The organism is Pseudomonas sp. GW821-FHT11G12, from assembly GCF_058808055.1.
The window spans coordinates 1,185,713-1,199,597 of sequence record NZ_JBXARH010000001.1 but is presented as its reverse complement, the minus strand read 5'-3'; the positions used below and the strand labels follow the sequence as shown (position 1 = coordinate 1,199,597).

Below are 13,885 nucleotides of genomic sequence, written 5' to 3'. Positions count from 1 at the left end.
TGACTGGTTGAGCTTACATGCACAGCGACAAAACTCCATGAACGTCACAGGACAGGACATCGTATGAGCAGCGTCAAGGAACACTTCTTCGAGTTGCAACAGCAAGGCTGCATTGAGTGGGTCAAACAGGTATATGACCTCGACATCGACGAGGATGATGAAGGCTGGGAGGAGCTGGCCGCCGAATACTCGGCCATGCTTGACGCGGAAGAGGAAGAAGCTGAGTTCCAATGGCTGAATCGGCATACGCACAGCGAGTTTTTCCTCAAGTTCCCCGAAGAGCTTGCGAACGCATCCAGTCTGTTGACGCTTGGCAGCAGCGAGCAGCACACCGACACGCTTAACAAGCTCGTGTATGCCCATGCTGTCACCCTGATGGAAGCGCTCATCAGCTCCGTCGTTTGCAAGCTTGTCGTGAGTGACAAGAGGCTGCTGATCAATCTGGTGGCCGGGTACCGGAAGCTGAGTACGCGAACGATCAACCTCAAGGATGTTGCCGAGCAGCCCAAGCTCGTGGAGAGCATTGTCCTCACCACACTGAAGGAGCTGACGCTGCACAACGTCGGGACAGTGAAAGAGGTGCTGGGCGCGATGTTTGGCAAGCACATGGATAGCCTGGAGGTGGGCGAGATCGGTCGCATCTGCAGCAAGCGCCATGACATCATCCACCGCAACGGCAAGACCGTCGACGATCAGCCGATCAAGCTCACCACGGAAGAGGTCAAGCAGGCAATCCGCACCATTCGTGAATTTGCTGAAGAGCTGAAATCCAGGATCGACAATGCCGCCTGCGAACGAGAGTCCGCTGATTTCTAGATGGCGCGCCAGTGGACGCTGACCAGGCGGAATCAAGGGTGCGAGTAAGTGTAAAGGGTTCGGTGGCAGCGGCTCGCTGATTTCCGGAAGCTGGTTAGGACATCCCACGTAAGGAAGCCGTATGTTCACCCATGAAATCGCACAGCCCACCGACACCATGCTCCTCACTGAGATCCTCGACATGGAGACCGGTGAACACATCAACCTGCAGGTGTTCCTGAGCCGCGAGCTGGGCCTGGTCATCAAAGACCGGGCCGAGCTGGCCAGCCGGTATGTACGCAATACTGAAGAACCCTGGCTGGTCTGCCAGTTGTGCTCGGCGCCGGTGATTCTGGTGCGCACCAAGGGTCGACGCTTTCACTTCCGCCACCATCCCCGCGAAGAGATCGAGCAGAAGTGTTCGATCTCCACACGTGGTCAGCTCAGCGCTGAGCAGATCAACTGCATCAAGTACAACGCTGCGAAGGAAAGCTCTGCCCACCTCAGGCTCAAAGGCATCATTCGCGACAGCCTGCTCGTTGATGAAAAATGCAGTGAGCCGCAAGTGGAAGCTGTCTGGAAAGGCATGCGACTCGCTGACCGAGCACAATGGCGCAAGCCGGATGTCCAGGTTGAACACGCCGGCCAGCGGCTGGCATTCGAAGTGCAGCTCTCGACCACCTATCTGACCGAGATCGTAGGCCGCCGCGAGTTCTACCGGATGAACAACGGCGGCATGGTCTGGGTTTTCCAGAGCTTCGATCCGACCGTCACCCGCACCTCCGAGGAAGACATCTTCTACCTGAACAACCACAACGTTTTCATCGTGAACGAGGCAACGCTGGAGCGATCGCGGCAGGCGAAACGTATGGCCATGGATTGCTGGTATGCGGTACCGCACCTGAGAGGCAAGACGATCATCAACGAGTGGGTGATGGAGGAGGTTTTCCTTGATCAACTGAATGTAGACTCCAAGGCGCAGAAGGTGTTCTTCAAGGACTACGATGCCATTCGTGCCGAGCTGGAGAGTTCATTAGATATCTCGAAAGCCCGCCAGGCGTTCTATGACTTCTGGTTCGAGCATGCCCCGAATGACTGCAGGGAAACGGATGCCGCCTGGGTGATCCTACGGGAAAAGATGCGCGTCGCTATACCGCGCCTGCACCTGCCGACGGACTACCGCACGGGCAAATTTCATGGAGCGATTTCACTTGTGCTTAGCGCCCGCCTTGGCCGGCCTGTGGGTTACAACCTTCCGCGCTTGCTGAACGTTGCCAATACTGCGTTCGACCACTACAAACAGTACCTCTACCCGTTTGGCTGGGCGCTCAAACTCTGTGATACCGAGAAGCTGCTGAAGGAGCAGGACACCAAGGGTACGTGGCTTCGGCGCATTGAGGTCATCAAGGAAGGCATGAGGAACCATGACGAAGCCTTCCGGCAGGATCCTAGCCTCAACCATCTGATTGCATTCCTCGTTCCTGAGATCACCGAAAAGCTGGCCCAGGCCAGGGATTGGTAACCCGCGAAGAGCAGCGCGATACGCGAGCGCTCCATTTGACGAAACAGATCCATAGCCGTTTCCTTCATTCACACTGCACAGGGGGTAAGCGCTGCGCAATCAAACGACCACCAACCGTTACAGGCCAATCTCCATGGCCAAGTATGCGTCCAACAATGGATCAGTCGCCTTGCCCCGTTGGATCATAAAGGAATGCAGAAACAACAAAGCCCAGCAGTCAGGCCGGGCTTTGCAGATGGGTACGCCGGAGGCGTTACCTGAAGCCTCTAAAACTTCAGTTTGTGAGAAAACATTTCAAAGCCGCAAGTCAGTCAGCGATAAAACCACGCGTACGCCACTGCTGCCTCACAAAATCACCGAAATTATAACCTTCCCCGAGATCGAGTCCGTCGGCGTGATCACAAACGATAATCTGTGGCCTCATACCAGTTTGCACTGCAGTATCATCACAGAACTTAGCAAGTTGAGTAAACATGTTCGATACCGCATCGATGTCGTCGTGCAATGCGACACCCTTGGTGTCATCAGGCCTTAAATTATCAGCCACAAATACCTGGCCATCATCCTTGGAAGGGAAATAAACCTGTGTAGGTTGATCAAGGAAGAGAATCGGCGGAATTTTGCACTTATCGGCCCTGGCAGCAAATTGATAGTGCAGTGCCATGAACAAGGTAAGGTGCGAGTAAACCCAGTTTGCACCACTTCCCATAGACCTGAGGAAAACTTTTTTGAAGGCTTCCTTCTCATGCCACAAGTCGAAGCTATTTACGTCAAACTTCAGAGACCCCGTCTTGTACGTTTCTTCGAAGTGAAACTTCTGACCAAGCTCCTTCATTTTTTTGTTGATGTTTCTCGCCAGCCTGTCCAGCTCGATATCAACATCATACTCATCAAGCTGGGCCTGGTATTTCTTAACCTGCGCCTCCCAATAATCCTTCATCTTCTTCAAGTCAGAAGGCGGGTTTTCGATGAACTTGTCGATTTCGATCTCAAGCAGCAGCTTCGTTTTCTTCGGAGCATCCTCCAAAGAGCCGGCCTGGGCCAGTCGCTTTTCCTGCTCTTCAAAAGGCTTGAGGGAGGTCTGGACTTCTTTGAGCCTCTGACGGAAGTCCTTGATATCTTTCCTCAGGTCGCGACTCTCCTGCCCCAGGCTCTCCCGCGCAAACGACGAAAGCTTCAGTTCAGTGTTCAGCCACTCGATGGCCTGTGTCAGCTTGTTGGCTTGATCCTCCGGGATATCGGAGTGAGACTCGCACACTGGGCAGAACGCGTGCTCAAGATTCGTGGAGCGGGGAATCGTCAGCGAGGCATACGAGGCACCAATCCCCTTCGCTTGCTCAACAGATCGCTCAAGTAGATTGAGTCGACCGATCGCCGAACGAAGGTCGGCCAAGTGTTTTGCCTTTTGGTCACGCAGCGAGTTGAGCGTCTTCTCGTAATCATCGGCGAGCCCATCCACGGTGACTGGGGTGCCTTTCATCAACCTGAGCGCCTGACTTGGCTTGAGGAAAATCTCATCAGCCGTCATATCGAACAGGGGAACTCCCGCGAGGGCCAGGTACTCCGTGAGCAGTTTCTCGAACTTCCCAACGGTCTCTTCCCTGACTTTCTCGTCCTTGGGAATTTTCAGCTCAACCCGACGAAGCTCATACGCCGCTTCGGTTAGATCCTTGGCGATATCAAAATACTCTTCCTTCACGATACCCATGAATATCTTGAAGTGGTCGATGGCCTGATCCCGTTTAACCTTCTCATCAAACCGGTAGAAAATAGCGTGTTTGTTCGCTACCAGATTCTGGTGCTGAAGCATAAACGACGGGAAGCTACGCACTGATGGCGTGGCGCCCTTGCTACCCGTTACCTCTTTGTACATCGGGTCTTTGTCAATATTCTCTAGCGTTACACCAAAGTACTTTCCGAGACTCTTTAGGAAGGCATCCTTATGGATGTAAAAACGATCGTCAAAGAAGTATTTAACATGCCCCATAAGCTCTAGGACATTATCTGCCTCTGGCCCGGTAACCTCACGCAGGAAGCAACGTTTAGAAGCCGCTGCGCGTGCCACCACAAGCGTCAGGCTCGGGAACTGCAGAACGGTGAAAAAGGTATCGCCACGCTCAGTCAGCTTACCATCCGGAATAGTGTCCTCGCTGCTGCCCAAGCAGTAGTCAAAGATTTCCAGAATAGCGCTTTTCCCGGTAGACGATTTACCAGTGATGATATTGAGGCCACGGGTGAACTCCACACTGTGAAGTCTTTTATCTTTGTCTACGACGCCGATATATCGTACATAACAGTTCATAGCGATTTCAGCCCCAATGACCTATAAACAGAAACAACATTTTCACCCGTAAACACCACTGCGAGCTTTCGAGCGTATTTCAACAATTGGGCGTTGGCATTATCCGCCCTGATTTTGCCTTGCGGAGCCACCGACATATCTTCGTTGATCTTGATGCTCTGCTCCGAGGTAAGTATGAGCAGGGAAGCATTGGTGATCGGTTTGTACTCCTCAATGCGCGACTCCAAACCGAGAATCCGGCTGGGATCCTGCATCAAGGTGCGGATCGAGCTATTTCTCCCCGCGTAGTGCAGAAACTTATGAATCGGCTTGTAGGTGATCAGGGGTAAAACTAAGTAGCTCAGCAGGATATCTTTCTCGGTCGGATCCCAGTGATCGTAAAAGGAGTGGATTATCGGCGCGAGGGCAAATGGCGTCCGGCGCAGCGTGTAAATATGGTCAGCGGCATTCATACTCACGGCCATAATCTCCAGTAAAACTCTCTTTCCTCGTCATCGGACTTAACGTCAGCAAGCATGTGATAAATGCCATTTCGGAAATCGGTCGTGGTGTCTTCGAAAGTATTCAGCTGCACTACCTCTGCAGCGTGCTGCTTGAAGAAAAACTTTAGTGACTGACGCTTCAGCTGGATGGGGCATGTCTCGTCCATCCAGTCAACCATCGCACTTAACCGACCGTCCAGATGACGATCCAGATGGTTTTTCTGGTAGCGTTTGATATCAAAATCCGAGGCCAGGTTGTCTCGGTACAGCTCATCAATGACCTCGCCGGCAATCAGAAGCTGCAGAGCAGCGTGCCTGATGCGCGAATCGCCATCGATCTCGCGGATCTTCTGCACGAAAAGCCGATCGGCGATCTCATCAAGGACAATCTTCTGCTTCAGCGCATCAACATCCACCTCAGGGAAGGTGTTTGAATGCTTCATGTATCGCCTGGTCAGCTCAACGGTCTTCGCGGTGAACTCCTCGCAGGTGATTTCCCAGCCGGTGTCGATGTACCGGGTGCTGCCGATGAAGCCCAGGATGTCATCGATGTAGGACTGACGCTTCGATTCGCGTATCACCCTCAGCTGGTCAACCTCATAGGCATCGAGTCTCGCTTTGAGCGATGGCGAGCCGGTGATGAAAGCTGCCCTCTCCAGCACCTCCAACAGGTCATCCTTCAGCGCTGGAGCCATCACCGATCGCAGGAGCTCCAAGGTCTCTGAAGGCTCTTTTGCCTTGGAGGCAGTAAAGCGCTGCTCAGCACCGTCGTAGATCACAGTGAGCAAAGCGTGCTTCTCAGCAGCGTTACAGCTGTTCCAGTCGGTCAGCGTCGACTTTGGCGAATACTCCTGGTTTGTCACCAAAATCAGGCTTTCGTATGCCGTATGGTCAAACGCTTTGTTCAACCAGTTATTGAGGGTGTTCCAGATGTTTTGGTGGCCATCCCTCAATGCATCGGCGTAGAGCTTAACCTCAACCTGAGCTTCGTCTTCCAGAGTCACATCCCCGAAAACCTCGACCCACAAGCGCTTGCCCTTCTTCAGCTTGTGGCAATACTCAAGCGCAACCACAAGCTGGTACGTGAGAGCTTCGAAAAGCTTAGTCGCGTCAAACGGTAACTTATCTGGCAATTTATCCATAAAAATTCCACGACCGCCTTCGGAGCACGAGCAAATGACTTGGCTGTACTGATGGCGGGATGACCAGTGTTTTCCGCAGCACTTGGCAACGGAAAATAACAGTGCGAATAGACAGTAAAGGATTACGTTAATTCGACATTGAACTGTATATAAATACAGTTGTTCTTATTGAAACCACTCGATGGTAGCACTTCAAACTCGATGATCGCAAAGGGCTATCAAGCAATTAAGCTCGGCCAATTTCATCCAGCTATCAAAGGGATATCCATGGGGTACCCGAAGGCTATTCGGACAGCATCTTTAAGGTATCCCGTGTATTTGATGTAGTAAGCAGAAACACGTAGCACTTGCCGATGCGAGCGGCCAGGGGTAGCCGGCGTTCAAACGAAGCACTGATACACTCAGTGCATGCTCAATAGGAATGCAAGGAAAGCAGATGGAAACTTACACTATTCCTCAATACTTAATATCTGCAGTTGCCGACTCCGTTTCAGCCTTTGAAACTCACGCCAGTTTGGACAGCCTGTTCATGTACGCCAACGCTCCAGGCGATCCCCCGGAGGGTAGCAAGGCCGTCAAGGCGCAGGAATGGCTGCGCAGAATCAGCAAGGAATGCGGCGCGGATGCACTCCCCATCGTCGGTCGCATCATCGAGAGATACATGGAAGATGAGGAAGACACCTCTGGGCGCTTCTGGACTGATCCGAAGCAAACCAATGAGCGGAAGGCAAAGATCGACAGGATCAAGGACGGCCTGGAGCGCGCCGGCCTCACCTACAGCCCAGGAGGGATACTCACCAAGGGCGAGGGCCTGGCGACCAAGACGCTGTCCGAGCTCATCAAGAGCCGCAACATCGGCGCCATCGACTTCGAGTTTGAGCGGGCCATCAAGAACATCGAGTCGAGCCCTCGCGAGGCCGTATCGGCAGCGTGCAATATCCTCGAATCGGTCTTCAAGGTGTACATCGAAGAGCACGACCACCTCATCATGCCCGCCAAGCAGGATCTACAAGCTGTTTGGAAGATCGTCAGGGCTGACCTTGGGCTGGATGCCTCAATACTTGAGGAGCGAGACCTTCAGGAGATCGTGACGGGTGTGGTGGCGACCGTCCATGGCATTGGCGCACTGCGCACTCATGCCAGCTCGGCCCACGGTGCGGGTAAACGGCCCTACAAACTCAAACCACGGCATGCGAGGCTGGCGATCCATGCGGCTCACACCATCGCCGCATTCGTTCTGGAAACGTGGGATGAAAAGAGCGGTCGATCACGGACAACCTGACCGCACTACCACGGATTCAGTGCATCGACTCCGGGCGAACACCCTCAGGTGTCTGCTGGTTCAGTCACGCATGCAGCGCCTAAGATTGGCGCTGTTTTTTACGACTGTGTACAGCCGAAATGCCGTACCTTCTGGCGCATAGTCAGATGCGTTAAACCTGATGGAGGTATTCATTTGCTCTTTCGCCAATATGTATCGATCGGATAGTTCGGGGTAACCTGAACAGATCAAAGCTAGGTCAGCTATGCCATGAGCATTGAAGCAAAGCTCCTTCACCTCCAAGCCATCCAAAACATCCTTGCGCCGTACCGCTACCTCTATTGCGTCGACCTTGAGGCAACTTGTGATGAAGTTGGAGAGTGCGAACCTCCAAGGCCGCTTGTAGTCGTCCCCGATCAGATGGAAACGATTGAAATTGGCTTGGTGGTGATCGATCTGGAGGCGCTTGAGATCGTCGATGAGTTCCAGCGTTTCGTTCGACCGCAGATCAATCCCGTCCTCTCCGACTTCTGCAAAAAGCTCACATCCATCCAACAAGGAGATGTAGACAGCGCAGGAACCTATGTGGAGGTCGGACAGGAGCTAGGAGCGTTTATTGCGCGATATCCAAACGCTGCTTGGGCATCGTGGGGTGACTATGATGCAAGGCAGCTTGAACGAGATGCTGGGTTTGCTGCTTGCCCTTCTCTGCTCGCCGGCCTGCAGCACTTCAACGTGAGGAAATGGCATAAAGGCCTATACGACAATCAAGAGAAAGGTCTTAAGCAAACGGTAGAGGCCATGGGCCTAGTTTGGCAGGGTACATATCACCGAGGAATCGACGATGCCAAGAACGTTGCATCTATCATCAAGGAGATACTCGGCTGATTATGTGAGCCGGGCCCATTGGCCCGAAGGAGCGATCTCTCCATTCACTGCACACCACCGCTTATCCGGGCAAGCGATGACTCGAGCGTAGAATGATTTGAACACAATCTCCCCTCTCACCGCCCGCGAAGTCTGCCAGATACTGACGGACGTCGCGTTAGCAAATGCATCATGATGCGAATCTCTATCCAGTCATGGAGTGAGATCTATCATGGCCTCATGCCCGTGAGCACTGACGGCTGGGTACTCACCCTCTTCAATGACTGTGACACCCTGGACTACTGCGAGTACTGCAGGTCGCCTGATGGCCGAGTCGGCACGCTTGAACTCTGGCAGCGCGACGCCGCGGATCCTGTCGAGCTATTGAGCGCCTGGGAGCGAGAACAGCTTGAGCGATTGCTCGCTGGGCTCTGAGCATGCATGCAAAACGGCAGGTGAATGTTTGGCCGCTTCAGTCATCTCGAAAGCTGCATCCAAGACTGGAGCTATGACATCATTTTTCATCACAGACGTTTGCCGCCAAGCCTTGGTAGGCTTACCAGGATTTTTAACCTGGAATCCGGGTAACTGCCAATCTGCGATGCAACCACAAATATAAGCGGCCCTGCCCTTACTACTGCTCAATGTACCAATCGAGTAGCGAGTACCTGGCTTCCGAATAGGAGTAACAAATTGCTGAACCGTCCCGACAAAGACGCGCTCCGTGCAATGCTGGAATCGCAAGTCCAAGAAAAGCTGCAGCACGACCCAGACGCGGTAACAACCTATGCGGCCCAACCTGTACCAGACAGAAAACCGTACACCAGCAAACCCACGGTTCAGGACAAGGCATTTCACAAAGAGCTCGAGCAGATGCGTGCAGACGCCGAAGCTGGAGTGATACATACGCCTAAGCGCGAACAGGAGGACGGAGGCGCTCCTAGTCTTAAGCTTGATGATTATCCGGATCTGTAAACGTGCCACTGAGAATCTACAGGCGGGTACGGCTTGCCTGCTCATAGCAACGGAGATCAAATGTGAAAAAGCCACCGATGAAAATCGTCATCGAAGAATGGGATGGTGACGGTGCGATTCGAATTCCGGACGAAGCGCTGCAGGAGCTCGAACTGGATGTCGGCGACGCTGTGTACCTGATAGAAGAATTTGTTGGCAACACGCGTTGCCTTGTCCTATCAAAAACGCCTCAGATTGCGGATCGAATAGACGAGCTCACTGAAGCCTGGGATAGCGCACGGCTTGGTAACGCCCCGGAGAAATGAGGCAGCTGCAATGCGTCGTGGTGGGCCAAATTTGGAGTGACTCGCCCAGGGCATGAGAAGACTTGGGGTCGAGCCGGGCTTAAGAGGGCATGTTCAGTCCTTAGCGTGCAGCTAGGCCTCAAGCAAACTTTGATCACTACCACGCTTCGGCAGGGCTCGGCCAGGGATCAACCTTCTAGGAGGCTGGAACCATAGGGAGGCCTTCCCGACCATCGTAGAGTTTCTTACATCGTTGCTCCATTAATGCCTGACATCAGTGACATCGAAAGCTGTCTAGAGGTTGGGCAGGGGAAACTCCAAAATCGGCGTTTTGCTTGAGATTGTCAGAGTGTGTCTAGCCCTGGAAATAGCCACGTAGAAAGATTTCGCCGCAGCAGTCTTCTGCTTCACGTAATGCATTGCATCCGGGATCAAGACGTGATCGAACTCCAAGCCTTTGAGGAGCAACGGAGTCGAAATCGTCCTCGCTACAGTGGCCCGACCGGTAATGCTTAGTCGCTGCCTTACAGCTTCCGACGCAGCTACCAGGCTCTGATGTCGGCCATCCGCAAGCTCCGTCAAAGCGCGCTTGGTGTCCCCGATGAGCTCACCTCGGTACGTCCTTGTATGAGGATGGCTCCTTTCCAGCTTCAGCACATCCAAAGCGTTATCGGGGGATCCGCCAATCGAGAGTTTTGCCCATGCGGCGTAGATTTCCAGGTCAAGGACGACATCAGTGGCGACCCCTGAATCAGCCGAAACGCGAGTCACAGCATCATCCATTAGAGACCTCAAGGCGTCGGATCGAGCCTGGGGAGTAGATTCCGGCATGTCCCACACTTCGGCAAAGTCCATCAGACGCTTTGCTCCGATCTCCTCGATTGACTGGAAAGCGCCTTTGGTACTTTTCGCGAGTTGATTGCAAGTGTTCCTCCAGCAGTTGATCGCCGCAGTTGAGCCCGTCCTTGAATCAAATCCATCAAAGAACAACGACATGTCAAACGCATCATTGCTTTGGATATAGGTGACCGGCCCATCCCTGAGATCTATCGGTTGCCCGGTCATAAGCTTCTGCCGGGTAGCTGCAATCCATTTGCCCAACTCCACATTCGCCGTTGCCCAACGGTGGGGGGTTTCGAGCTCGTAGGCCTGAGTGAAATAGCTTGCGACAGATGCGCTCCAGCCGATCTTAGTTTCGACGAACTCAAAAATGCCCTGCATCGGATCGCCAAAAATCACAGTTGGGACAATGCTTGATAGCCAAGCCGCGATGGAGTGCTGATGCTGTTCACAATCCTGATACTCGTCTATCAGCACTCGGTCATAGGAGGCCTTGATAACCTCTTGGACGACCGGGCTCATCAGGATGGATACCGCGCCAAGGTACACATCGTCCCAGTTGGGTTTGTTAAGGCTCAGCGCCGGCCTTCCCGAGCGACTTGGGAATGCTTGAGCATATCGTCGGGCCCAGGATGCGATCGTATCGACCACCACGGTATCTGTGGGCACGTGCATTCGCTTTAGTCGCGCCCTGATGGCATGAACACCTGCGTGGGTGTGAGTAAGTACTAGAGTTCTTCGGCCTAGCGCTGCGACCTTGGCGATCAGCTCTGTTTTCCCATGGCCAGCCGGGGCCACTATGGCCCTGCGGCTAAGGGAGAGGATGGACTCAGGCGTTACCATATAGCCAGTTCTCGACGGTGTTGAAACATGCGCCTATCGCCGATGCAGGCGAGCCATTCATGATCTCCAACACAATAGGAGATATGGCCCGACCGCGTTCAGCAGTCTTGAACCAGCTTTTCTCGGCAGCTAAATCGCTCATGCGAAACCGAAGGTTAGCGTCGTCGCCTACCAGATCCCACTCGTCGAAGCTCTCTGTCACATCTATGGCTGGAAATCCTTTTTCAAGATGATCCATCAGCGTAGGCTCGCTTATGAAGCCAGTCACCAGTTCAAGGAGGCTCTCGATTTGAGTGTTATTGGCTGATTGGAAGACCGCTCGCTCAGTATTGAGCTCCCCACCGTATTCGATGACCCGCACGCCTTGCGCTTGGAGTTTGGTAGCAAAATGAGCATCTAGCTTTCGATCCGAATCTCTGAACAGACCGACGTGGTATCCGAGAGCCCGCAGAGCGAGTGCCAATGGTGGGCCCGCTGATCCACCGCCATCGATGATGGCAGAGCCCAGCTGCTCTATAGGGACGCCACCATGCCGATCTGGGTAGTGCTCCCTAACTCCGAGCATTAACCCCAACTCCGTTGCACCCTCACAGAGTAAGATTCGCCTAGCAAACAATGCCTGTGGCGCGCCTTTCAAAACTCGGGAGATATCGCCACTGGATAAAGCATGCTTTATTTCGGAAACCGAGCCTAAAGAGCGGGAAACGATAAAAAGTGAGGGGGCGGGTAACTCTGCCAAGACGACATCCGAGTGAGTCGTCATTAGGATCTGACCTTTAGCGAGATGTGCGCTTTCTGCTTCATTCTGCCATTTTTTCAACTGGGCCATCGCCCCAAGAACACGATGAGGCTCAAGCCCTTGCTCTATCTCATCAACCAGCACAATTGCCCCTTCGCTGATTGCTGAACGCTGCACTGCCAGAGTGGCTAAGCGCCTGGTGCCGAGCCCTGCTAACCGCAGCGGCACGGAGCCGTCGTGTAGTGCAATCGAGCCCGAGCTGAACCCGCCGCGACCCAGTTCAAGATCAGGGTTGTAACTCTCATTGATATAGGCCCCGAGTGATCGAGCCGCAGTCTCGGCGGATATCGCTGCCCGAGCCAGCTCTGGGATAGAGCCAAGATCTGCGCTTTGACGAGCTGAGCGATAGGCATTAGCCAGCATTTGAGCAGTCTCATCGTTCGCTTCTGTCATCTTCGACAGCACTGATCCTTGCGCCCAGGTCAAATGCCGTGCTTCGTCACCAGCAAGGCGAACGAGACAGAACATTGCTTTGTCTCTGTTCGATAGAATCCTAGGAACGGGATAACGATTGCAGACCAATGACCACACTGGCTCCATGGTCGCATCGACCGATAACCTTACCGTGAGAACAGGGTCGTCTGTGTCCTCAGGCTCATCGTTGAGCTGTCCTTCGGAAGAAAGGCCACGAAGGTAAAGGCCGAAGCGCCCGTCGGAAAGCAGTGCACGCGACAACTCTCCGATCGTGACCTCAACCTCGATGTCCTCCGCTGTGTTGGCATGGTGGAAGTCGGCTTCGTTGAAGGTCATCCAACGTGGGGACAATGCTGCCTCTACGGCATCCAAAATGGTGGTCTTAGCGCTGTCTCCAACGCCGATCAGGCAACAGATCGACTGCGCCATGAGGTTCCATTCGAGATGTTTAATGCCCCTGAAATTCTTGACCTTCAACTGTTCAACGCGCATCAATCACCCGAAAGAAATGGCCTAATGCAATCAAGGGTAGCTGCAGCGGTAGATAACTCAACAAATCACTGTCATTGCAAGGCCATGCCCCTTCGACAAAAAGGGCTTACCGCTTCCACGACCCTGAAAGAAGCCCCAACTCTCCCCGATCTACTGCGAGTCACTTCGCATTAAGGTAAGCGCGAAGTCGATCAATCGATCTGCTCTGCTTTGGAGAATGTTACATGGCAAGTCTTGAGAAGATGTTCTCCCAAGCAAAGGCGCTGATTTTTGACTGCGATGGAACACTGGTGAACAGCTTTCCCGTTTACTCAATCGCTTGGTCAGCTGGCTTCGCGCTTTCTGGCGTAATGATGAGCTTCGATTGGTACGAAGCTAGGAACGGCCTTTCCGAGCAAGTACTGATGGATCAGTTTGAACGTGACCACAACGTGATCCTCAGCAGAGATGATGTGATCGACACCATGAGGCGTCACTATCTGGATCATCTGTCGATGAACCTTAAGGAGATTGCAGCTGTGACCAACATCGTCAGACGATTTTCCGGAAGGATACCCATGGCAGTGGCCTCAGGCGGTTCTCGTGAAATAGTCACTACTTCCCTTGAAGCGCTGGGTCTTACACATTTGTTCGATACGCTCGTCACCTTCGACGATGTGCAAGTGGCGAAACCTGAACCTGCTTTGTTCCAAGAAGCGGCGATGCGATTGGGAATAATGCCGGAAAGATGCTTGGTTTTCGAAGACAGCCCCCAGGGCATCGAAGCTGCCAGGCGCGCAGGTATGGCGGTTTGGGATGTGGCGCAGCTGCTTTGAGCTTCATTATGTATAGGGCAAAACGAAAACTGTACTTCAAGCAAACTCAAAG

At 53.3% G+C, this 13,885-nt stretch carries 12 protein-coding genes and 1 pseudogene; 8 read left to right on the top strand and 5 right to left on the bottom strand.

The genetic code is table 11. The features are described 5' to 3' along the window. Window positions 1-63 precede the first annotated feature (63 nt). Together AC1RR7_RS05445 and AC1RR7_RS05440 are read left to right on the top strand one after the other, a co-directional pair. The gene (locus AC1RR7_RS05445; RefSeq protein WP_493156504.1) at window positions 64-816 is read left to right on the top strand and encodes a HEPN domain-containing protein; all 753 of its coding nucleotides are present in this window, start codon (window positions 64-66) and stop codon (window positions 814-816) included. A gap of 121 nt (window positions 817-937) precedes the next feature. Continuing rightward, window positions 938-2,317, top strand: a complete 1,380-nt coding sequence (locus AC1RR7_RS05440; RefSeq protein ID WP_493156502.1) for a DUF6035 family protein — start codon at window positions 938-940, stop codon at window positions 2,315-2,317. 307 nt (window positions 2,318-2,624) lie between these two features. On the opposite strand, the gene AC1RR7_RS05435 is transcribed toward AC1RR7_RS05440, so the two are convergent. The 3 genes from AC1RR7_RS05435 to AC1RR7_RS05425 are packed head-to-tail and all read right to left on the bottom strand — an operon-like array spanning window position 2,625 to window position 6,243. Continuing rightward, window positions 2,625-4,619, bottom strand: a complete 1,995-nt coding sequence (locus AC1RR7_RS05435; protein ID WP_493156500.1) for a DUF3732 domain-containing protein — start codon at window positions 4,617-4,619, stop codon at window positions 2,625-2,627. Next, window positions 4,616-5,071: a three component ABC system middle component gene (locus tag AC1RR7_RS05430; RefSeq protein ID WP_493156974.1), complete on the bottom strand. Its 456-nt coding sequence runs from the start codon at window positions 5,069-5,071 to the stop codon at window positions 4,616-4,618. The genes AC1RR7_RS05435 and AC1RR7_RS05430 overlap by 4 nt, the downstream gene beginning before the upstream one ends. A 2-nt stretch (window positions 5,072-5,073) precedes the next feature. Next, window positions 5,074-6,243: a hypothetical protein gene (locus AC1RR7_RS05425; RefSeq protein ID WP_493156498.1), complete on the bottom strand. Its 1,170-nt coding sequence runs from the start codon at window positions 6,241-6,243 to the stop codon at window positions 5,074-5,076. A gap of 436 nt (window positions 6,244-6,679) precedes the next feature. Here AC1RR7_RS05425 and AC1RR7_RS05420 point away from each other — a divergent pair, with 436 nt between their 5' ends. The 5 genes and pseudogenes from AC1RR7_RS05420 (at window position 6,680) to AC1RR7_RS05400 (ending at window position 9,651) form a co-directional block, all read left to right on the top strand. Continuing rightward, window positions 6,680-7,525, top strand: coding sequence for an abortive infection family protein (locus AC1RR7_RS05420; RefSeq protein WP_493156496.1), 846 nt, complete (start codon window positions 6,680-6,682; stop codon window positions 7,523-7,525). A 249-nt stretch (window positions 7,526-7,774) separates the two neighbouring features. Beyond that, a complete protein-coding gene (locus AC1RR7_RS05415) occupies window positions 7,775-8,392 on the top strand; it encodes a 3'-5' exonuclease (RefSeq protein ID WP_493156494.1) in 618 nt (205 codons plus the stop codon). A gap of 97 nt (window positions 8,393-8,489) precedes the next feature. Continuing rightward, a pseudogene (locus AC1RR7_RS05410) lies at window positions 8,490-8,806 on the top strand (DUF7693 family protein). Window positions 8,807-9,064: 258 nt separating this feature from the next. After that, window positions 9,065-9,346: a hypothetical protein gene (locus AC1RR7_RS05405; RefSeq protein WP_223527276.1), complete on the top strand. Its 282-nt coding sequence runs from the start codon at window positions 9,065-9,067 to the stop codon at window positions 9,344-9,346. 62 nt (window positions 9,347-9,408) lie between these two features. Continuing rightward, the gene (locus tag AC1RR7_RS05400; RefSeq protein WP_493156491.1) at window positions 9,409-9,651 is read left to right on the top strand and encodes an AbrB/MazE/SpoVT family DNA-binding domain-containing protein; all 243 of its coding nucleotides are present in this window, start codon (window positions 9,409-9,411) and stop codon (window positions 9,649-9,651) included. Between the two features lie 273 nt (window positions 9,652-9,924). Here the strand turns inward: AC1RR7_RS05400 and AC1RR7_RS05395 are convergent, their stop codons facing one another. After that, window positions 9,925-11,145, bottom strand: a complete 1,221-nt coding sequence (locus tag AC1RR7_RS05395) for a UvrD-helicase domain-containing protein (protein ID WP_493156489.1) — start codon at window positions 11,143-11,145, stop codon at window positions 9,925-9,927. A 154-nt stretch (window positions 11,146-11,299) separates the two neighbouring features. Next, on the bottom strand, window positions 11,300-13,018 hold the full coding sequence (locus tag AC1RR7_RS05390; RefSeq protein ID WP_493156487.1) for an ATP-dependent nuclease: 1,719 nt from the start codon (window positions 13,016-13,018) through the stop codon (window positions 11,300-11,302). A gap of 224 nt (window positions 13,019-13,242) precedes the next feature. On the opposite strand from AC1RR7_RS05390, the gene AC1RR7_RS05385 reads away from it, so the two are divergent. After that, window positions 13,243-13,833: an HAD family hydrolase gene (locus AC1RR7_RS05385; RefSeq protein ID WP_493156485.1), complete on the top strand. Its 591-nt coding sequence runs from the start codon at window positions 13,243-13,245 to the stop codon at window positions 13,831-13,833. The last annotated feature ends 52 nt before the right edge of the window (window positions 13,834-13,885 follow it).